This is a genomic window from Streptomyces sp. NBC_00576, assembly GCF_036345175.1.
Taxonomy (GTDB): domain Bacteria; phylum Actinomycetota; class Actinomycetes; order Streptomycetales; family Streptomycetaceae; genus Streptomyces.
This window is the reverse complement of record NZ_CP107780.1, coordinates 10513950-10534156: the sequence shown is the minus strand read 5'-3', so window position 1 is coordinate 10534156 and position 20207 is coordinate 10513950. Positions and strand designations below refer to the sequence as shown.

Genomic DNA, 20207 nt, shown 5'->3' with positions numbered 1-20207 from the left:
GACGACAATGTTTCGGCCAGATATCGCCACCTACGACCCCAATGGCCGGAACTCCTCCTCTTGCCACCACGGATAGACGGGCGGCATGTCCTTGCTGACCTTCCCCGGGAAGGCAGGCGGCCGCTTGGCGAGGAACGACTCGACGCCCTCCACGGGGTCGGGGCCGCCGCCGATCTGACTCATGATCCGCGAGTCGAGCCGGTGCGCGGACATGGGGTGGGGCTCGCCGAGCATCCGCCACATCATCTGGCGGGAGAGGGCGACCGAGATCGCCGAGGTGTTCTCGGCGATCTCCCGGGCGAGCTCGTACGCGGCCGGCAACAGCTCCTCCGGCGGGTGCACGGAGCGGACCAGTCCGGCCGCCAGCGCCTCGTCGGGGCCGAAGAGGCGGCCGGTCGCCACCCATTCCATGGCCCGCTGCATGCCGACGGCCCGCGGCAGGAACCAACTCGCCGCGGACTCCGGCACGATGCCGCGCCGCGCGAAGACAAAGCCGAACTTCGCCGACGTCGACGCCAGCCGGATGTCCATGGGCAGGGTCATGCTGGCGCCGACACCCGCCGCCGGGCCGTTGATCGCCGCGATGACCGGCTTGGTGCTGGAGAAGATACGAAGCGCGACCCGGCCGCCGGTGTCCCGGTGCCTGGCGCCCGCCTTGCGGTGGTCGAAGGACGAGCCGCCGGAACTGACGTCGGCACCCGCGCAGAACCCGCGCCCGGCGCCGGTCACCACGATCACCCGTACGCTGTCGTCGGCGTCTGCCGCGTCCAGGACGTCGAGCAGGTCGGCCATCATCCGGGGACTGAAGGCGTTCAGCTTCTCGGGCCGGTTCAGTGTGACGGTGAGGATCCGGTCCGCCACCTCGGCCCGCACGGTCTCGTACTCCTGCTCCGGCATACGTGCCCTCCGTCAGCCTCGTCGCTTCTGTGACCGCTTGCCTGCTAGCGTTCCCCGCAAGCCAAATTAGTTATACCATTCAACTCTACATACTCTTTCTGGATTGCGGCGGTGGGTGTGGACATGGCGGATCTGGTGGTGACGTCCCGTGGGCCGGTCCGGCTGGTCGAGCTGAACCGGCCGGACCAGCTCAACTCGATGAGCGAGAAGCTGCATTCCGCTCTCGCGACGGTCTGGGAGGAGCTCGCCGACGACCCCGGGGCGCGGGTGGTCGTACTCACCGGGCGCGGCCGGGCGTTCAGCGCGGGGGGCAATTTCGACATCATGACCCGGGTCCAGCGCGAGAGCGCCTTCCGGCAGCAGAACGTCGACGAGGCCCGCCGGATCATCACCGGCATGGTCCGCTGCCCGCTGCCGGTGATCGCGGCGGTCAACGGGCCCGCCGTCGGCCTCGGCTGCAGCCTGGCCCTGCTCAGCGACCTCGTACTGATCGCCGACGACGCCTATGTGGCCGATCCGCACGTCCAGGTGGGGCTCGTCGCGGGCGACGGCGGCGCTCTCGTGCTGCCCCTGCTGGTCGGCCTGACCCGGGCGAAGGAGTTGCTGTTCCTCGGCGACCGGGTGAGCGCCGAGGACGCCGTCCGGCTGGGCATCGCCAACCGCGCCGTACCGAAGGACAAGCTCCTGGACGAGGCCATGGACCTCGCCGCACGGCTGGCCGCGCTGCCCGCGCAGGCGCTGCGCGAGACCAAGCGGGCGGTGAACCTGCATCTGGAGCAGGCGCTCGCGACTGTGCTGGAACCGGCCCTGCTCGCCGAGCGGGACAGCATGCGCTCACCGGACCACATCGCTCTCGTCGAGAAGATCATCGCGTCTCGCGAGAGCCGCCGAACCGGCGGGGAGGGCTGAGGTATGGACTTCGCGTTCAGCGAGGAGCAGGAGGAACTGGGGCGCACGGTACGGGCGTTCCTGGCGGCCACCTCTCCGGAGACCGAGGTCCGGCGGCTGATGGAGACTCCGGAGGGCTTCGACACGGCGTTGTGGCGCAGGATGGGCTCGGAGCTCGGTCTTCAGGGGCTGGCCGTGCCGGAGGAGTACGGCGGTGCCGGGTGCGGGCCCGTCGAAGTGGGCGTGGTCATGGAGGAGATGGGCCGTGCGCTGCTGTGCGCGCCGTTCCTGTCCTCGGCCGTGCTCGCGACGACCACGCTGCTGCGCAGCGCCGACGAGGACGCCCGCAAAAGCCTGCTGCCCGGCCTGGCCTCCGGCGAACTCGTCGGCACGCTGGCCCTGACCGAGGACTCCGCCCGCTGGGACGCGTCGGGGATCCAACTCACTGCCCGTGAAAGCAAAGGGAGTTGGCTGCTGACCGGGCACAAGCTGTTCGTCCTGGACGGTGCCACCGCCGATGTCGTCCTCACCATCGCCCGTGCCGACGACGGCATCGGCGTCTTCCGGGTGGACGGCGACGCGGCCGGCCTGACCCGCGAGCCCCTGCCCACGATGGACCCGACCCGCCGGCAGGCGCGCCTCGACTACCACGAGGTGCGGGCGACCCGGTTGCGTACGCACGCCGGCGGCTGGGAACTGGTGGCCGAGGTACTCGACCGGGCCGCCGTGGCGCTCGCCGCCGAGCAGGTCGGCGTGGCCTCGCGGGCACTCGACATGGCGGTCGAGTACGCCAAGGTGCGCCACCAGTTCGGGCGGCCCATCGGCTCCTTCCAGGCCGTGAAGCACCTCCTGGCGGACGTCCTGCTGGAGGTGGAGTCGGCACGCGCGGCCGCGCACTACGCCCTGCTCGCCGCCGAGAACGAGGACCCTGAGCTGCCCGCCGTGGCAAGCCTGGCCAAGGCGTTCTGCTCCGACGCCTGTGTGCAGGCAGCGGAGCAGAACATCCAGGTGCACGGCGGTATCGGCTTCACCTGGGAGCACCCGGCCCACCTGTATCTGAAGCGGGCCAAGACATCACAGCTGCTGTTCGGCGATCCGGCACACCACCGGGAACTGCTGGCGCGGCGCATCGGTATGAGCACAGGAGAAGGAGCGGCATGAAGGTCGACGGCAAACTCAACGTCTGGGGCACCGCCGAGGTGGTCGAGGAGGCCCGGCACCACGAGAAGGCCGGCTACGACGGTCTGTGGGCGTCGGAGTCCAAGCACGACCCCTTCCTGCCGCTGATGCTCGCGGCCGAGCACACCAACCGCCTGGAGGTCGGCACGGCCATCGCCGTGGCCTTCGCCCGCTCCCCCATGCAACTCGCGTACACCGCACACGACTTGCAGACCTACGCCGGCGGACGGTTCTCGCTGGGCCTCGGCAGTCAGATCAAACCGCACATCGAGCGGCGCTTCGACATGCCGTGGAGCCGGCCCGCGGCCCGGATGCGGGAGTACGTGAGCGCGCTGCACGCCATCTGGGCGGCCTGGAACGAGGGCGAGAGGCTCGACTTCCGGGGCGACTTCTACTCGCACACCCTGATGTCCCCGTTCTTCTCTCCCCCGCCCACGCCCGGCGGTCCGCCCAAGGTGTTCGTGGCCGCGGTCGGCCAGGCGATGACCCGGGTGGCGGGCGAGGTCGCCGACGGGCTCCTCGCGCACGGCTTCACCACCGAGCGGTACCTGCGGGAGGTCACCCTGCCGACCGTCGAGGCGGGGCTGGCCACGTCCGGCCGCACCAGGGGCGACTTCTCCGTCTCCCATCTGCTTCTGACCGCGACCGGCCGCACGGAGGAGGAGATGACCCGCGCGATCGACGGCACCCGCGCCCAGATCGCCTTCTACGGCAGCACCCCCGCCTATCGCGGGGTGCTGGAGCTGCACGGATGGGGTGAACTCGGCGACGAACTGCACGCGTTGTCGACGTCCCGGCGCGAGGACAAGTGGGAGGCGATGAGCGGGCTCGTCGACGACGAGGTGCTGCACACCTTCGCGCTCGTGGCGGAGCCGGACCGGGTCGCGGACGAGATTCGGCGCCGGTACGGGGCACTCGTCGACCGGGTGTCCTTCTACGCCGCGTACGAGATCGACGCCGAGGTGTGGGAGCCCATCGTCCGGGAGCTGCGGGACAGTTGACGGGGTGTCAGCCGAGCAGGTCCAGGACGGTGGTCATGGACCTGTTCTGCAGCAGGTAGTCCTCGGCCTCCTGGAGATGCAGGCGCCACAGTTCCTCGGCGGCCTCGGTCCGGCGTGCGGCCACCAGGTCGACGAGCGCGCCATGGGCGCGGAAACCCCGGCGGTTGGCCCGTACGTTCTCGGGGCTGCCGGCGTCGAGGTCGACGTGGGACCAGTTCGCCTGGTCGATGATGTGCCGGACCATGCCGTTGAGGACGCTGAGCGTCTCGTTGCCCGCCAGTTCGACGACGAGGGCGTGGAACTCCATGTGGGCGCGGATGAACGCCGACGGATCGTCCATGAGTGCCTCGGCCTCGGCGACGGCGGCCCGCAGCCGCTCCAGGTCCTCCTCCGTGCGCCGCTCGGCCAGCAGAGCGGCGCACGGGGCCTCGATCACCGTGCGGGCGTCGTACACGTCCTTGAGGGTCGTGCCCCGGTATTCGAGGACCACCCCGGCGTAGCGGGCCGCGACCGTGCCTTCCGGGGTCTGCACCCGTGCCCCGCCCCGGGCACCCCTGCGCACGCTGATCAGCGACTCCGACTCCAGGACACGGAACGCCTCCCTCAGCGTCGGCCGGGACACGGCGAACTCCGCCATCAGCGCGGTCTCGGCCGGCAGTGCCTCCCCCTCCGACAGTTCCCCGCGCACGATCTTGCGGCGCAGCTGTGCCGCCACCAGCTCGGCCATCTTGGGGACCCGCACCGGCGTGTTCGCCACGGCGTCCATCTCCTTCAGTCACCCGCATCCGGTACGAAGTAAGGCAATGTGATCTCGTCGGTGAGCGCCCGGAAGTCCACTCGGACCCGCAGGCCGATGGCCACCCTGTCCGGCTCGCCCGCGTCGACATGGGACAGCAGAGTGCCTCCGTCGTCCAGATCGATCACCGCCAGCGCGAACGGCGTGTCGAACCAGGGCCCCGGCGCACGGTGGACGACGGTCACCGAGTAGACGGTCCCCCGGCCCGCGCTCGGCGCATACCGCCAGTCCCTCGACATGCATCCGGGACAGGCGGGCTCGGGCACGAAGAAGCGCAGGCCGCAGGCTGGGCAGTGCGGGACGACCAGGTCGCCGCGCCGGGCCGCGTCCCAGAAGGGCTGGGACAGTTCGGTGGGGACGGGTACGGGTCGGCTCATCGCATCCTCCCGAGCACGCTCATCTCGTAGTGCTGCGCCCCGGATCCTGCGTTGCCGACGACGGCCAGCTCCGCGCCCTCGACCTGGTGCACGGCGGTGCCACGCAACTGCCGTACCGCCTCGACGACTTTCAGCGTCATCTGCTGGGTCCCGTTCCACGCGTACGCCAGACAGCCGCCGTCCGGATTGACGGGGTGCTTGCCGCCGACGGCGATGGCACCGCTCGCCGCCAGGGGTCCGCCCTCCCCTTCCCCGCACACGCCGAGAACCTCCAACTGCCGGATGATCTCGAAGGAGTTGGGGTCGTAGAGGGAGAAGACGTCCACGTCGTGCGGGCCGGCGCCGGCCATGGCGTAGGCGCGGGTCGCCGCGTCCCGGCCGAGTTGTCCGACCTCCCGGTGCAGCGCCGGGTTGGCGTACGCGGCCTGGTGGTACTCCATGCCGCCGCCGAGTACGGCGACGGGCGGGTTCGGCAGGTCCCGGGCGCGTTCGGCGGTTGTCACGACGAGGGCCGCGCCGCCCTCGCCGACGATGCAGCAGTCCAGCAGGTGGAACGGTGTGGCCACCATGCGGGAGGCAAGCACGTCGTCAGCGGTGTACGGGCCGCGCCCGAACATCATCGCCTCCGGGTTGGTGGTGCCGTTGTTGCGGATCGTGGCGGCGACCTCCGCGAGCTGGCGGGAGGTCGTCCCGTACTCGTGCATGTGCCGTGCGGCCACCAGCGCGAACTGGGCGACGACATAGCTGCCCCACACATCGGCGAACTCCAGCGGCACCCCGGCCCCGACCGGGCCGGCCCCGCGTGAGACCAGCTTGCAGCCTCCGACGACGACGGTGTCCGCGTATCCGGCGCTGATCGCGGCAGCCGCCTTCAGCAGTCCCCGGGAGCCGGCGTTGTCGAGCATCGAGTCGCTGGTCCAGCGCAGGTCGCGGCCGAGCATGCGCGCCCACGAGCTGCCCTCGCCGGGGACACCGCCCGGGCCGGGCCAGTCGACCTGGGCGCCGTCGACGTCCGCCGGGGTGAGTCCGGCGTCGGCGATCGCGCCGCTCACCGCTTCGAGGGCGAGGTCCATGGCGTTCCGGTCGGGGAGCGTCAGCGCCTGTTCGGTGGCGTGGATGCCGACGATCACGGGTTGGCGGCCGTTCACCGGGTCACCGTCCCGCGCCGAGCGTGTCGCCGCCGGGATAGCCGCCGCCGCCGAAGCGCTCGTCGAGGGCCTCGTAGTCCTTGGCGAAGTCCTTGGTGCGGGGCAGCGTCTCGACGAACTCCACCGTCTTCGGCTTCTTGTACGAGGCGATGCGCGCCCGGCAGTGCTCGATGACGTCATCGGCCGTGACCGGCTCGGCGCCTGCCTGGAGCACCACGACGGCCTTGACGTCCTGCGCCCAGCGCTCGTTGGGCACGCCGATCACGGCGGCCTCCTTCACCGCGGGGTGGGACTCGATGCAGTTCTCCACCTCGGCGGGGAAGATGTTCTCGGCCGCCGACTTGAGCATGCGGGTCGTCGTCCCGAGGAAGCTGATCGTGCCGTCGACCTCGCGCCGCCCCAGGTCGGTGGTGTGCCACCAACCGAAGCGGAAGCGCTGCTCGTTGGTCTCGGGCCGGTTCCAGTAGCCGAGGTGGACGAGGTCGCCGCGGACGCAGATCTCGCCGGCCTCGCCGGTCGCGCACTCCTCGCCGGTGCCGTCCAGGACGCGTACGGCGGTGAAGGGCCCCGGGCGTCCCGCGTTGCCGGTGCCCGTGCCGCCGTAGGCGCCGGTAACGGCGAAGCCGGTCACCTCGGTCTGCCCGTAGCCACGGCCCTCGCCGCCGCCGTTGCGGGTGAAGCGGCTGGTGTCGGTGGGGACGGTGCCCTGCCACAGGGGGGCGGCGACGCTGGCGCGCAGGTGGGAGAGGTCGTGACCCGCTTCCCTGTTGAGGGCGACGAGTTGGGCGATGGTCGGCGGCATCAGATAGGCGTGGGTGCACTGTTCCGTCGCCAGCAGCGGGAGCAGTTCCTCGGCGACGACGCGGCGGACGATCACGTTCTTGCCGCCGTGGACGAAGGCGGGGACGCCCCAGAACTGGTAGTTCCCGATGTGGAACATCGGCCCGGCGCCGAGGAAGGCGGTCTCCGTGCCGATGTCGCCCATCCAGGCGGCGCTCGCCCCCATGGCGAGCAGGTTGCGGTGGGAGAGCATCGAGCCGGACTGTCGTCCGGTGATCGCGGCGGTGTAGATGACGAGGAGGGCGGAGTCCGGGTCGACGTCGGCTGTCGGGTCGTCGGGTGAGCCGGCGGCCAGGAAGGCCTCGTACGAGTCCGCGTCCTCGCTGTCGTGCCGCAGCCACAACGCCTGGTGGTCGCTGCCCAGTTCGGCCCTGGCCTTGCCTACGGTGTCGCCGATCTCCTCGTCCTGCCAGACGACGACCTTGGGGTCGAAGTCCTCGACCGCGAAGGCCATTTCGGGGGCGGCCCAGCGCCAGTAGCCGGGGCAGACCATGGCGCCGATCTTCGCGGCGGCGCCGAGCAGTTCCCAGATCCGGAAGGAGTTCTGGCCGAGCCACAGGATGCGGTCGCCGGTGCCGACGCCCGCGTCCGTGAGGGCATGGGCGAGTCGGTTGGTGCGCTCGTCCAACTGCGGCCAGGTCAGGCGGACTTCGCCGTCGACGAGGGCGACGTGATCGAGGTAGGACCTTCGGTGCTCACGGATGAGGTCGCCGAACGTCAGGCGGCGGGCGGGATGCATGCTCTTGGCTCCAAAGGCTTTGGGCGGGCTTTGGGAGGGCTTCGGCAGGGCTTCGGAGGTGCGGTTCAGACGCGGCCGATGCCGACACCCTTGACGCTGATGAACTCGTCCAAGCCGGCCTTGCCGCCTTCCCGTCCGAACCCGCTCATCCCGACACCGCCGAAGGGCGTGGCGGGTGAAGTGATCGGATTCGGGCCTGGGTTGACGTAGACCGTCCCGGCCTTCAGTCGCGGCACCAGCCGGTTGGCGCGCGTGATGTCACGGGTCTGGACGTAGGCGGACAGGCCGTACTCGGTGTCGTTGGCGAGGGCGACGGCCTCCTCCTCCGTGTCGAACGGGGTGATGGCCAGGACCGGGCCGAAGATCTCCTGCTGGGCGAGGTCGCTGCGGTTGTCGACGTCCGCGAAGACGGTCGGGGACACGAAGTAACCGTCGGCGTCGATGCGTTCACCGCCGTACACGAGCCGTCCGGCACTGCCTTCGATCGCGTTGTCGATCATGCCCTGGACGCGGTCGCGGGCGGCTTCGTTGATGAGGGGGCCGATGTACGTCGCCGGGTCGAGCGGGTCGCCCACGGGCAGGTGTGCCACGACCCCGGCGACGCGGGTGACGACCTCGTCGTAGATCGGGCGCTCGACCAGCAGCCGTGTGGGCAGCGCGCAGCCCTGCCCGGTGTTGCTCATGGCGAAGGCCGCGCAGTAGGGGACGACGGTGTCCAGGTCGGTGTCGGCGAAGAGCAGGTTGGCGGACTTGCCGCCCAGTTCGAACACGACGGGTTTGAGGCTCAGTGCCGCGACGGCCATGATGCGGCGCGCGGTGGCGGGACCGCCGGTGAAGGAGATCTTGTCGACGCCGGGGTGGGTGACCAGGGCCGATCCGGCGTCCCCGAGTCCGGTGACGACGTTGACGACGCCCTCGGGGATGCCTGCCTCGTGGGCCAGGTCGGCGAAGAGCAGCGCGGAGAACGGCGTGGACTCGGCCGGTTTGATGACGACGGTGTTCCCGGCGGCGAGCGACGGCGGGACCTTCATCGCCAGTGACAGGGCGGGCGAGTTCCAGGTGATGATGTGGCCGATGACGCCGTACGGCTCGGCGATGGTGTACTCGACGTTCTCGTGCGGGCTGTAGGCGGCGCCGACCATGCCCTCGATCTTGTCGGCCCAGCCGGCGTAGTACTCGGTCCACTCGGCGACGTGCGGTCCGACGTTCTCGGCCCAGCCGCCGATGCAGACGCCGTTCTCCAGCGGGCAGATCGCCGCGAAGTCGGGGATGTGGTCGCGGAGGAGCTGGGCGAAGCGGGTGAGGAGCCGGCGGCGCTCGGCGGGGCGCATGGTGCCCCACACCTCGAAGGCCCGGCGTGCGGCTGCCACGGCCTGGTCCACCTCGGTGGGCCCGGCCAGCGGGATGCGCGCCTGGATCAGGCCGGTCGCCGGGTTGCGGTGCTCGTAGATTCCGCCGCTCGTGTCGGTGACGTCCTTGCCACCGATGACGAGCCGGGGCTGCGGCAAGTCGTGCTCGGCTCGCTTCTGGTGCAGCTTCACATCGACCGTGACCACGGTGCCTCCTGGAGCCCTGTACCGTCACATCCGTACAGCTTAAATAGATAACCTATTTAGCCGAACCAATCAATGCCTGTCGCAGCCCCCTGCAATGACAGCCCCCTGTCACAGCCCCAACGACCGCCCGATGATCTCCTGCATGATTTCCGAGGTCCCGCCGAACACCCGCTGCACCCGGCTGTCGCGCCAGATGCGCGCGATCTCGTACTCGTTGACATAGCCATAGCCGCCGAAGAGCTGCATACAGCGGTCGATGACCTCCCAGCCGGTCTCGGAGGTCCAGTACTTGGCCGCGGCGGCCTCCTCGGGCGTCAACTCGCCCTGGAACAGGGCCATGATGCAGCCGTCCACATAGACCCGGGCGGCGTTCAGCTTCGCCCTGATGTCGGCGAGGGCGAACCTGTTGGCCTGGAACTGCCCGATCGGCTGCCCGAAGGCGGTACGGGTCTTGGCGTACTCCAGCGCGAGTTCGTAGGCCCGCTCGGCGGCCGCCAGCGAGGAGACGGCGATGGCGAGTCGCTCGGTCGGGAGGTTGCCCATCATGTGGTAGAAACCGCGCCCCTCCTGCCCGATGAGGTTCTCGGCGGGTACGCGGACCTCGTGGAAGAAGAGTTCGGCGGTGTCCTGGGCCTTCATGCCGACCTTGTCGAGCTTGCGTCCGCGCTCGAAGCCCACGGCGTCGCGCTCGACGACGATCAGGCTGATGCCCCTGTGTCCGGCGTCCGGGTCGGTCTTGCAGGCGACGATGACCAGATCGGCCAGGATGCCGTTGGTGATGAAGGTCTTGGAGCCGTCGATCACCCACTCGTCGCCGTCCCGCCGGGCGGTGGTGCGGATGCCCTTGAGATCGGACCCGGCGGACGGCTCCGACAGTGCGAGCGCGCAGATCGTCTCGCCACTGATCACTCCGGGCAGCCAACGGGCCCTCTGCTCCGGAGTGGTGAGCGTCGCCAGATAGGGCGGGACGACGTCGTTCTGCAGCCCGAGCCCGATGCCGACCGAGCTGGTGGCCGCCATCTCCTCCGCCATGATCGCGTTGTAGCGGAAGTCCCAGATCCCCTGACCGCCGTACTCCTCGGGGAACTGCCAGCCGATGAGCCCGGCCTTGCCCGCCGCCGCCCAGGCCGCGCGGCTCACCTGTCCGTCCCGCTCCCACTCCTCGGTGTGTGGGGCACATTCCCGCAGGTAGAAGGCGCGGGCGGTCTCGCGGAAGAGGTCGTGTTCCGCGGTGAAGATCGTACGGCGCATGCTCGACTCCACTCATACATCTCGCTTATTTAGCTGAAGTAGTTATACGATAGCGCGGTATCGACGACTGGGCGAGGGAGGGCGCGTGAGCGTACGGGACAAGGTGGCACTCGTCACCGGAGCGGGACGCGGCATCGGCGAAGCGATCGCCGACGCGCTGGCCGCCGCCGGAGCCTCGGTCGCGGTCTGCGACCTGGACGCCGAGGCCGCCGGGAAGATCGCGGCCCGACTCACGGAGCGGTACGGAGTGCGCGCCGCCGGAGTCGGCGCGGACATCTCCGACGGCGCGGCCGTGCGGGCCGCCGTGGAGCGGGTGAGCGCCGAGCTCGGTCCCGTGGACGTCCTGGTCAACAACGCGGCCGTCGACGTCCTGGGCCGCTTCGTCGACAGCACCGAGGACACCTGGGACCGGATCATCGCCGTCAATCTGCGGGGCACGATCACGGTGACCCGGGCCGTGCTCGACTCGATGATCGAGCGCGGCGGCGGCCGGATCGTCCACATCGCCTCGGACGCCGGCCGGGTCGGCTCCTCCGGCGAGGTCGTGTACTCGGCGACCAAGGGCGGCGTCATCGCCTTCGGCAAGGCACTCGCCCGCGAGGTCGCCCGGCACGGCATCACCGTGAACAGCGTCTGCCCGGGGCCGACCGAGACCGCGCTGCTCGGCCAGGTCGCCGAGTACAGCCAGAAGATGTACGACGCGACCGTGCGGGCGATCCCGCTGCGCCGCGTCGCCCAGCCGGCCGAGATCGCCGGTGTGGTCGCCTTCCTCGCGTCCGACGACGCCGCCTATATGACCGGGCAGACGCTCTCGGTCAGCGGCGGACTCACGATGGTCTGAGGTGGGCACCGTGCTGCGCGTCGAACTCCGCGACAGACTCGCCGTGTTGACACTGGACAGACCCGGGCAGCTCAATGCCATCGGCTCCGAGACCGTCGAACGGCTCACCCGGGCGCTGAACGACGTCCGCGACAACGACGACGTCCGCGCCCTGGTCGTGACCGGCGCGGGCCGCGCCTTCTCCGCCGGCGCCGACCTCGGGGAGATCGAGTCGTTCACCACACCCGGGCAGTTCCGTGCCTTCGTGGGGCGGCTGACGGAGGCGTACGCGCTCCTGGAGGACTTTCCCAAGCCCTCGGTCGCGGCCGTCCACGGGTTCGCCTTCGGCGGCGGTCTGGAGCTGGCGCTCGCCTGCGATCTGCGGGTGGCGGAGCGGGGTGCCCGGCTCGGCCTGCCGGAGATGAAGCTCGGCGTTCTGCCGGGCGCGGGCGGCACACAGCGGCTGCCGCGTCTCGTACCGCCGGCGATCGCCAAGCAGATGATCCTCACCGGCGAACCGATCGGTGCCGAGCGGGCTCACGCGCTCGGGCTGGTCAATGAACTGGCCGAGCCCGGTGGGGCGTTGAGTGCCGCCGAGACCCTCGCCACCGCGCTGGCTGCCGGGGCCCCGCTCGCGCTCGCCTCGGGCAAGCGGCTGATCGACTACGGGCTCGGCATGGACTTGGAGGCGGCGATCGCGTACGAGCGCGAGACCGTCTCGGTGCTGTTCTGCACCGAGGACCGGGCCGAGGGACTGAAGGCCTTCCGGGAGCGTCGCCCCGGCGACTTCCGCGGCAGGTGACGGGTGTTCCGGCAAGGACATCGACAGGCAGCGTCAAGCATCGACAAGCAGGGAGGTGCGCCGTGCGGCCACTGGAGGGCATTGCCGTCGTCGAGTTGGGCATGTGGGTGGCGGCACCGGCCGCCGCCACCATGCTCGCGGACTGGGGCGCCGACGTGGTGAAGGTGGAGGCACCGACCGGGGATCCCAACCGGTACACGCTCAAACACGTCGGTCAGGACATCGACAGCGCGCCCCCGTTCGAGTCCGACAACCGCGGCAAGCGCGGGATCGTGCTCGATCTGCGCTCGGAGGACGGCAAGGACGTACTGGAACGGCTGCTGGCGCGCGCCGACGTGTTCGTCACCAATCTGCGCCCCGGCGCCCTGGAGCGGCTGGGTCTGGCTCCGGACGAGCTGCGTGCCCGCCATCCCCGTCTGGTCGTCGGCACGTTGACCGGCTACGGCTGGACGGGCGCCGAGCGCGACCGGGCCGGGTACGACGTCTCCGCCTTCTGGGCGCGCCCCGGAATCGCCGCCATGCTCAACCCGGCCGGCGAGCCGCCGCCGGGCATCCGTCCCGGCCTCGGCGACCGTACGGCCGCGTCCAACCTGGTGGCGGGGGTGCTGGCCGCGCTGCTGCGCCGCGAACGCACCGGCGAGGGCGGTGTGGTCGACGTGTCCCTGCTGCGTTCCGGGACGTACGCCAACGGCAACGACCTCGCGCTGCAGAACTTCTTCGGCAAGCGCGGCCGTACCCGGCACCGCACCGAACACGAGTCCCCGCTCTACAACAGCTACCGGGCCGCCGACGGCCGCTGGTTCTGGCTCGTCGGCCTGGAGGGCAACCGGCACTGGCCCGGTGTCGTCAAGGCACTCGGCCGCGAGGACCTGGCGACGGACGAGCGGTTCGCGACCGGAAAGGCCCGGCGCGGGCACGTACGCGAACTGATCGCCGAGTTCGACGAGGAGTTCGCCAAGCGGCCGCTGGACGAGTGGGCGGAGCGGTTCGACACCGAGGGCGTGTGGTGGGCGCCCGTGCAGACCCTGGCGGAGGTGGCTGCCGATCCACAGGCGGAGGCCATCGGGGCGTTCGTCGAACAGCCCGGTATGGGTGACGCTCCGCCGCTGCGGACAGTCGCAACTCCCGTCAGCTTCTGGGGAGTCGACGACAAGCCGCGCACCGGCGCGCCGACCCTCGGCGAGCACACCGACGACGTACTCCGCGAACTCGACTAGACATCCCCCTTTCCCCTTATAGGAGGCAGGACGTGGGCATCCTCGACGACAAGGTCGCCATCGTGACCGGTGGCGGCAGAGGGCTGGGCCGGGCGCACTGTCTGGCACTCGCCGAGGCGGGGGCGACCGTGGTCGTGAACGACCTCGGCTCAGGCGTGCACGGCGAGAGCACGGGCGACTCCCCCGCCGACGACGTGGTCACCGAGATCACCAAACTCGGCGGCCGTGCGGTCGCCAACCATGCCTCGGTGACGGACTGGGCGGCGACCGAGGAGATGGTGGCGGACACGGTCGCGGAGTTCGGCCGCCTCGACATCGTGGTGAACAACGCGGGCATCGTGCGCGACAGGATGCTGTTCTCGATGAGCGAGGCCGAGTTCGACGCCGTGATCGCGGTGCATCTGAAGGGCACGTTCGCGCTCACTCGGCACGCGTGCGCGTACTGGCGCGAGGCGTCGAAGCGGGGTGAGCGGGTCGCCGGCCGCGTGATCAACACGACCTCCGGGACCGGCCTGTTCGGCAACCAGGGACAGTCCAACTACGGTGCCGCGAAGGCCGGGACAGCCGGACTCACCGTCCTCACGGCACTGGAGATGCGCCGGTACGGCGTCACCGCGAACGCCATCTCACCGATCGCGGCCACCCGGATGACGGACGGTCTCGACGTCGGCGCGTCACTCCAGGCCGTCGACGGCTTCGACCCGCGCGATCCCGCCAACGCCTCCGGTGTCGTCGTCTACCTGGCCTCCGACAGCTCGGCCTGGCTGACCGGCCAGGTCCTGCGTATCGAGGGAAACAGACTGAACCGACTACAGGGCTGGACCGTCGCGGGCGTCCACACCGGCGAGTCCGGCCAGGCCCTCACCTACGACGAACTCGTCGACGCCGTACCGCAGTTGTACGGCGTGGCGCCCGCCGGCCGGGCCACGGGAGTCGGCCAGTGAAGGGCCACGACGCAGCGGCACTCGTACTGCGCGCGACGCTCGGCCCGATGCTCTTCGCCCACGGCTGGAACAAGGTCGCCGGACCGGGCGGGCTGAAGGGCACGACGGGCTGGTTCGAGGCGCTCGGTCTCCAGCCGGCCGGGGTGCACGCCCGTATGGCGGCCGGCACCGAACTGGCGGCGGGCGTGGGCATCACTCTCGGCGCGGTGGGCCCCCTGCCGGCGGCGGCGGCCGTCGGCCTGATGACGGTGGCGGCCCGCACCGACCACCGCGGCAAGGGCTTCTTCGTCTTCAAGGGCGGCTGGGAGTACGCCGGTGTCGTGGGCGGCGCGGCCGTCGCGCTGGCGGCGCTGGGCAACGGCCGGTACTCGCTCGACGGGCTGCTGCGGCGCCAACGCGCGGGTGCGGGGCCCGCGTTGCTGGCTGCGGGCCTCGGCACCGTGAGCGCGGCGGCGCTGCTGGCGATGTGCTACCGGCCGGAGGAAAAGCCGGACGAATCTCAGGACGAAGAACCCCCAACAGATCACTAAGTACAACCAGAGCTATCAGAACATCAGGGAGTCGACATGGACGCGGCTGACTTCAGCGCGGTGCTGTCCGAGGTCCGGCGCTTCGTCAGAGAGCGTGTCGTGCCGCTCGAAGCGGAGATCGACGAGAAGGACGAGATGCCCGCGGACATCCGCGAGGCGGCGAAGAAGATGGGCCTGTTCGGCTTCGCACTGCCCGAGGAGTACGGCGGGCTGGGCCTGTCGATGTACGAGGAGGCCCAGTTGATGTTCGAGCTGGGCTATACGACCCCGTCGCTGCGGTCGATGTTCGGCACCAACAACGGCATCGCGGGCCATGTCCTCATGGTCGGCGGCACCGAGGAACAGAAGGCGCAGTGGCTGCCGAGGATCGCCTCGGGCGACGTACTGGCGTCGTTCGCGCTCACCGAACCCGAGGCGGGATCCGATCCGTCGACGCTGACGACACGGGCCCATCGGGAGGGCGACGACTGGGTGATCAACGGCGCCAAGCGGTACATCACCAACGCTCCGCTCGCCGACGTCTTCATGGTCTTCGCCCGCACCAACCCGGATGCCCCGCGCACGCGCGGCATCTCCACGTTCCTGGTGCCGGCCGGCACCCCCGGTCTCACCGTGGCTCCCAAGGACCACAAGATGGGCCAGTTCGGCGCCTGGACGGCGGACGTGTACTTCGACGACGTACGGGTCCCCGCATCCGCCCTCGTCGGCGGGGACGCCGGCCTCAACCGGGGCTTCTCCACGGCGATGGGCTGCATCGCCCACGGCCGGGTGCACATCTCCGCGCTGATGGTCGGCATGGCCGAGCGCCTGGTCGACGAGTCGGTCGCCTACGCGAGCACCCGCAAGCAGTCCGGGAAGCTCATCGGCTCCTTCCAACTCGTCCAGGGCCTGATCGCCGACTCGCAGACCGACTACTACGCCGGACGCGCCACCGTGCTGGAAGCCGCCCGCGCGTTCGACGCCGGCACCGACACCAAGGTCGGGCCGTCCTGCACGAAGTACTTCGCCAGCGAGATGGTGTGGCGGGTCGCGGACCGCGCCGTGCAGATCCACGGCGGCGCGGGCTATATGCGCGGGGTCGCCGTCGAGCGCTTCTACCGCGACGCCCGGCTGTTCCGTATCTACGAGGGCACCAGCCAGGTCCAGCAGGTCATCATCGCGAAGGCGCTGCTGGGCGAGGCCGCACGCGGTTGATCGACACAAAGGTGAGCAGAAAAAGGGTGAACGCCCCGGGGAGACCGGGGCGTTCACCCTTTGTCGCGCCTGTCAGATCCCGAGCCGGTCCAGCAGCCGCTCGTGGTACACGGCCGGGCCCCCGAACAGCAGCTGCGAGGACTTGGCGCGACGGAAGTACAGATGGGCGGGGTGCTCCCAGGTGAAGCCGATGCCACCGTGGACCTGGATGTTCTCCATCGCGGCGAACATGTACGCCCGTGAGCAGCACGCATGTGCCACCGCCGCGGCGACCGGGAACTCCGCGGCGCCTTCGGCCGCCAGCCGCGCCGCCTCCCTCGACGCCGCCTCCGCAAGTTCCACCTGGACGAGCATGTCGGCGCACTTGTGCTTGACCGCCTGGAAGGAGCCGATCGGCCGCCCGAACTGGTGCCTGACACGGGCGTGTTCGGCACTCGCTTCCAGGCACCGGCGTGCCCCGCCCGCCTGCTCAGCGGCCAGCCCCACCGAGGCGATGTCGAGGACCTTGGCCATGATCCGGCCGCCCGCCCCGTCCGCGCCGACGAGTGTCGCCGGCACGGCGTCGAACGTCAGCCGGGCCATGGCGCGGGTCGCGTCCAGGGTCTCCATCGGTTCCGCCGCCAGCCCCGTGGCCTCCCGGTCCACGGCGAAGAGCGCGGGGCCGGCGACGGTACGGGCAACGACGAGGATCAGATCGGCCGTCGTACCGTCGATGACGAAGGACTTCCGGCCTCGCAGCTTCCACCCGCCGTCCCCGTCCCCGTCCGGCACGGCACGCGTAGAGACCAGGGCGGGGTCCCAGGAGCCGCTGTCCTCGGCCACGGCGAGGGCGGCCGTGGTCCGCCCGGCCGCGATACCGGGCAGATGCCGTGCGCAGGCCGCACTGTCGCCCGAGGCCAGCAGGGCCTGAGCTGCCAGGACCACGGTGGCGAAGAAGGGCGCGCACAGGAGCGCGCGGCCCATCTCCTCCAGTACGACGCCGAGTTCGACCGGTCCGAAGCCGTCGCCGCCGTACTCCTCCGGGATCGCCAGGCCCGGCAGGCGCAGCTGGTCGGCCGCCTGCGCCCACACCGCCGGGTCGAAGCGCGGTTCGCTGTCCATGAGCTTGCGCACGGCTTCCTCGGGCGACTTGGCCGCCATGAACTCCCGTACGGAGGCGCGGAGTTCGCGCAGTTCACTGTCGTCTGCGGTCATGACCGCACCTCCTTGGGCAGACCGAGGACGCGTTCCGCGAGGATGTTCTTCATGATCTCCTCGGTGCCGCCGAGGATCCGCAACGCCGGGGTGGCCAGGAGTAGTTCGGTCCAGGCGTAGGTGCCCCACTTGCCGGTGTCGGCGATGATGCGGGGTCCGAGTACGTCGGACACGAAGTGCGCCGCGCAGGTGAGGTTCTGGCCGTACATCAGCTTCGAGACGGACATCTCGGGGCCCGGCGCGGTCCCGGCGCGGAGCTTGCGCAGGGCACGGGCGTTGAGGTGCTCGGTGGCCATGGCGTCCACGAGGAGTTCGGCGAGGCGGGCGCGCAGGGCGCGGTCGTCCCAGGTCCAGGTGGCGCGCATGAGTGCGGAGAGGTGGTCCGGGGACAGGGCGGCGGCCACCGGGCCCGCGCCCTCGCTGCCGACGGTGGCGCGCTCGTTCATCAGGGTGGTCAGGGCGACCGTCCAGCCGCCGTCGACCTCGCCGAGGCGGTGGTCGTCGGGAATGCGTACGTCGGTGAGGAAGACCTCGTTGAAGTCGGCGCCGCCGGTCATCTGCCGCAGCGGCCGGACCTCGACGCCGGGGGCGTCCATGGGGACCAGGAAGGCCGTGATGCCGCGGTGCTTGGGCGCGTCCGGGTTCGTTCGGGTCAGCGCGAGGCCGATCTGACTGTGCTGGGCGACGGAGGTCCACACCTTCTGCCCGTTCAGCACCCAGTCGTCGCCCTCCCTCACCGCCCTGGTCGCCACGCTCGCCAGGTCGGAGCCCGCACCGGGCTCGCTGAACAGCTGGCAGGCGATGGCATCCCCCCGGTACATCGCGGGCAACCAGCGCTCCCTGACCTGGGGTTGGGCATGGGCCAGGATCGTCGGCCCGATCATGCCGAGGCCGATCACACTGAGCACGCCGGTGTCGGCGACGTCGTACTCAGCCTCGATGGCGTCGTAGAGCAGGTCGTGGACGGCGGTCAGGCCCCGGCCGCCGTACTCCACCGGTCCGGTGATCCAGCCGAAGCCGTTCTCGTGGCGGATGCGCTGCCACTCCCGCGCCCGCCGCACGAACTCCTGTTCCTTCTCCGGCGGAAGGCTGCTGAAGTACGCCATCGAGTCGTCGCCCTCGCCCCAGGGGCGGGCGGTGCGGTCGGGGGCCCTCGCCACGTGTGCGTCGAGGAACCGGCGCACCTCGGCGGCGAAGTCCTGCATGTCCTGGTCCATGAGCCTGTTCCCTCAGGTCGAGAGGATCGTCACCGCCGACGCGCCGGGCGCGCCGTACAGGTGGGTGAAGCCGACGCGGGGCGTGCCGGGGATCTGGCGCGTGCCCGCCGTACCCCGCAACTGGAGCACGATCTCGTGGATCTGCCGCAGCCCGGAGGCGCCGATCGGCTCCCCGTTGCCGAGCAGACCGCCGTCGGTGTTGACCGGGAGCCGGCCGCCGATCTCGGTGGCGCCCTCCGCGATGAGGCGCTCCTGCTCGCCGTCCTTGCAGAGGCCGCTCTCCGCCATGTGGATGATCTCCGACCCGGCGTCGGTGTCCTGGAGTTGGGCGACGTCGACGTCCTCAGGGCCGATGCCCGCGAGCTCGTAGGCCGCCCGGAAGGCGTCCACGGTCGGGCTCTCGACGGGCTCCCCGACGGGGAACGACGGGCTCTGCACCTCGAAGGCGCCGAGCCTGCGGCTGCGCAGGGCGGTGGCCCGGACGCGCACGGGGGTGGACGTGTACTTGTGGGCCTGGTCGGCGCGGCACATCACGACGGCCGCGGCGCCCTCGTTCGGGCCGCAGTACATGAACTGGCGCAGGGGGTAGTTGAGGACGGGGGAGGCGAGAACCTCCTCGGGCGAGAGCGGTGTACGGCGCCAGGCCTTCTCGTTGCCGGCCGCGTTGCGGAAGTTCTTCGAGGCGACGCGGGCGAGTGTCTCGTGGGAGATGCCGTGGTCGTGCATATAGCGGTTGATCTTCATGCCGAAGAAGTGGGTGGTGAGGAAGAGCCCGGTCTGCCCGTACCAGGAGGGGATGCCGGCCACGGACGGATCGGCGGCGAACGCGCCGCGCGGGTGCTTGTCGAGGCCGATCGCGATGGTCAGGTCGTGTTCGCCGGTCTCGATGGCGCGGGCGGCCAGTGCGATGGCGGTACCGGCCGTGGCGCAGCCGTTGAAGACTCCGCGCAGGGGTACGCCGGTCAGGCCCAGCCGGCCGACGATCGCGTCCGGGTTGGCGACCTCGTAGCTGCCGATGTAACCGCCCTGGATCTGCGGCCAGTTGACGCCCGCGTCGGCCATCGCGAGCCGTACCGCGTCCGCGCCCATGTCCAACGCGGGCTTGCCGGCGAACCGGCCGAAGGGATGGAGTCCCACGCCGATGATGACGGCCTCGGTCATGATGTCTCCTCCTCGACAGCTACGAAGTCGGCTGGGGCGAACGCGAACGTCATGACCTCGGTCCCGTCGTCGAGCACGGTGTAGGGCACGAGCGTCAGCCGCATGTCCTGTCCGATGCGGAGCCTGTCCGGGTCGGGCTCGGTGAGTCGGGCCTCGACCAGCAGCTCGCCGGGCAGCTCGATATATCCGACCGTGTAGGGCTCGAAGGCCACCGGCCCGTCGTACGGCGGGGACGGCGGACGGAAGTTCTGAGTCGTGTACGTCCACAGGGTGCCGTGGTCGGACAGCAGCCGTTCCTTCGACTCCGTGCTCGCGCACCGCACGCAGTCCGGGGCGGCCGGGAAGCTCACCAGGCCGCAGTCCGCGCACTCGGAGCCGATGAGGCGCGGGGGTGAGGACGGGTCGGCGGGCCAGGTGAACAGGCCCTCGGCCACTGATTTCTGAGTGATCGTCATT

General features: G+C 70.5%; 20 protein-coding genes. 9 read left to right on the top strand and 11 right to left on the bottom strand.

Going from position 1 to position 20207, the window contains the following annotated elements; translation table 11 throughout:
* Positions 1–30: 30 nt before the first annotated feature.
* Positions 31–897 carry a crotonase/enoyl-CoA hydratase family protein gene (locus tag OG734_RS45895; RefSeq protein WP_330293317.1) on the bottom strand — a complete coding sequence of 289 codons (867 nt, stop codon included), beginning with the start codon at positions 895–897 and terminating at the stop codon, positions 31–33.
* A 123-nt stretch (positions 898–1020) separates the two neighbouring features.
* Here OG734_RS45895 and OG734_RS45890 point away from each other — a divergent pair, with 123 nt between their 5' ends.
* Genes OG734_RS45890 through OG734_RS45880 form a run of 3 tightly spaced genes read left to right on the top strand, consistent with a single transcriptional unit; the run spans position 1021 to position 3965 of the window.
* Positions 1021–1806 carry an enoyl-CoA hydratase/isomerase family protein gene (locus tag OG734_RS45890; RefSeq protein ID WP_330293316.1) on the top strand — a complete coding sequence of 262 codons (786 nt, stop codon included), beginning with the start codon at positions 1021–1023 and terminating at the stop codon, positions 1804–1806.
* Between the two features lie 3 nt (positions 1807–1809).
* Positions 1810–2946: an acyl-CoA dehydrogenase family protein gene (locus OG734_RS45885; protein WP_330293315.1), complete on the top strand. Its 1137-nt coding sequence runs from the start codon at positions 1810–1812 to the stop codon at positions 2944–2946.
* Positions 2943–3965 (top strand): TIGR03617 family F420-dependent LLM class oxidoreductase, encoded by a 1023-nt coding sequence (locus OG734_RS45880; protein WP_330293314.1) that lies wholly within the window; start codon positions 2943–2945, stop codon positions 3963–3965. Before OG734_RS45885 ends, OG734_RS45880 begins: the two co-directional genes overlap by 4 nt.
* Before the next feature lie 7 nt (positions 3966–3972).
* Here OG734_RS45880 and OG734_RS45875 read toward each other — a convergent pair whose 3' ends face one another.
* The 6 genes from OG734_RS45875 to OG734_RS45850 form a co-directional block, all read right to left on the bottom strand.
* Positions 3973–4731 carry a FadR/GntR family transcriptional regulator gene (locus OG734_RS45875; protein WP_330293313.1) on the bottom strand — a complete coding sequence of 253 codons (759 nt, stop codon included), beginning with the start codon at positions 4729–4731 and terminating at the stop codon, positions 3973–3975.
* A 5-nt stretch (positions 4732–4736) separates the two neighbouring features.
* Complete coding sequence (locus tag OG734_RS45870; protein ID WP_330293312.1) at positions 4737–5138, bottom strand: Zn-ribbon domain-containing OB-fold protein; 402 nt, start codon at positions 5136–5138, stop codon at positions 4737–4739.
* Positions 5135–6286 carry a thiolase family protein gene (locus OG734_RS45865; RefSeq protein WP_330293311.1) on the bottom strand — a complete coding sequence of 384 codons (1152 nt, stop codon included), beginning with the start codon at positions 6284–6286 and terminating at the stop codon, positions 5135–5137. The genes OG734_RS45870 and OG734_RS45865 overlap by 4 nt, the downstream gene beginning before the upstream one ends.
* Positions 6287–6290: 4 nt before the next feature.
* The gene (locus tag OG734_RS45860; RefSeq protein ID WP_330293310.1) at positions 6291–7865 is read right to left on the bottom strand and encodes an AMP-binding protein; all 1575 of its coding nucleotides are present in this window, start codon (positions 7863–7865) and stop codon (positions 6291–6293) included.
* A gap of 65 nt (positions 7866–7930) precedes the next feature.
* Positions 7931–9421, bottom strand: coding sequence for an aldehyde dehydrogenase family protein (locus tag OG734_RS45855; RefSeq protein WP_330293309.1), 1491 nt, complete (start codon positions 9419–9421; stop codon positions 7931–7933).
* Positions 9422–9529: 108 nt separating this feature from the next.
* Positions 9530–10672: an acyl-CoA dehydrogenase family protein gene (locus OG734_RS45850; RefSeq protein WP_330293308.1), complete on the bottom strand. Its 1143-nt coding sequence runs from the start codon at positions 10670–10672 to the stop codon at positions 9530–9532.
* 85 nt (positions 10673–10757) lie between these two features.
* Here OG734_RS45850 and OG734_RS45845 point away from each other — a divergent pair, with 85 nt between their 5' ends.
* From OG734_RS45845 to OG734_RS45820, 6 genes are all read left to right on the top strand, one after another.
* Positions 10758–11513 (top strand): SDR family NAD(P)-dependent oxidoreductase, encoded by a 756-nt coding sequence (locus OG734_RS45845; RefSeq protein WP_330293307.1) that lies wholly within the window; start codon positions 10758–10760, stop codon positions 11511–11513.
* A gap of 1 nt (position 11514) precedes the next feature.
* Entirely contained in the window at positions 11515–12294 is a 780-nt protein-coding gene (locus tag OG734_RS45840; protein ID WP_330293306.1) for an enoyl-CoA hydratase/isomerase family protein, read from the top strand.
* 62 nt (positions 12295–12356) lie between these two features.
* The gene (locus OG734_RS45835) at positions 12357–13511 is read left to right on the top strand and encodes a CaiB/BaiF CoA transferase family protein (protein WP_330293305.1); all 1155 of its coding nucleotides are present in this window, start codon (positions 12357–12359) and stop codon (positions 13509–13511) included.
* 32 nt (positions 13512–13543) lie between these two features.
* Entirely contained in the window at positions 13544–14455 is a 912-nt protein-coding gene (locus tag OG734_RS45830) for an SDR family NAD(P)-dependent oxidoreductase (protein WP_330293304.1), read from the top strand.
* Entirely contained in the window at positions 14452–14985 is a 534-nt protein-coding gene (locus OG734_RS45825; RefSeq protein ID WP_330293303.1) for a DoxX family protein, read from the top strand. The genes OG734_RS45830 and OG734_RS45825 overlap by 4 nt, the downstream gene beginning before the upstream one ends.
* 36 nt (positions 14986–15021) lie before the next feature.
* Positions 15022–16179: an acyl-CoA dehydrogenase family protein gene (locus OG734_RS45820; protein ID WP_330293302.1), complete on the top strand. Its 1158-nt coding sequence runs from the start codon at positions 15022–15024 to the stop codon at positions 16177–16179.
* 72 nt (positions 16180–16251) lie between these two features.
* On the opposite strand, the gene OG734_RS45815 is transcribed toward OG734_RS45820, so the two are convergent.
* From OG734_RS45815 to OG734_RS45800, 4 genes are read right to left on the bottom strand one after another with little or no spacing between them, the layout of a single operon-like run.
* Positions 16252–17373 carry an acyl-CoA dehydrogenase family protein gene (locus tag OG734_RS45815; RefSeq protein ID WP_330293301.1) on the bottom strand — a complete coding sequence of 374 codons (1122 nt, stop codon included), beginning with the start codon at positions 17371–17373 and terminating at the stop codon, positions 16252–16254.
* Positions 17370–18590, bottom strand: a complete 1221-nt coding sequence (locus OG734_RS45810; protein ID WP_330293300.1) for an acyl-CoA dehydrogenase family protein — start codon at positions 18588–18590, stop codon at positions 17370–17372. Before OG734_RS45810 ends, OG734_RS45815 begins: the two co-directional genes overlap by 4 nt.
* A gap of 12 nt (positions 18591–18602) precedes the next feature.
* Entirely contained in the window at positions 18603–19751 is a 1149-nt protein-coding gene (locus OG734_RS45805) for a thiolase family protein (protein WP_330293299.1), read from the bottom strand.
* Positions 19748–20206: a Zn-ribbon domain-containing OB-fold protein gene (locus OG734_RS45800; RefSeq protein ID WP_330293298.1), complete on the bottom strand. Its 459-nt coding sequence runs from the start codon at positions 20204–20206 to the stop codon at positions 19748–19750. The genes OG734_RS45805 and OG734_RS45800 overlap by 4 nt, the downstream gene beginning before the upstream one ends.
* Between the last annotated feature and the right edge of the window lies 1 nt (position 20207).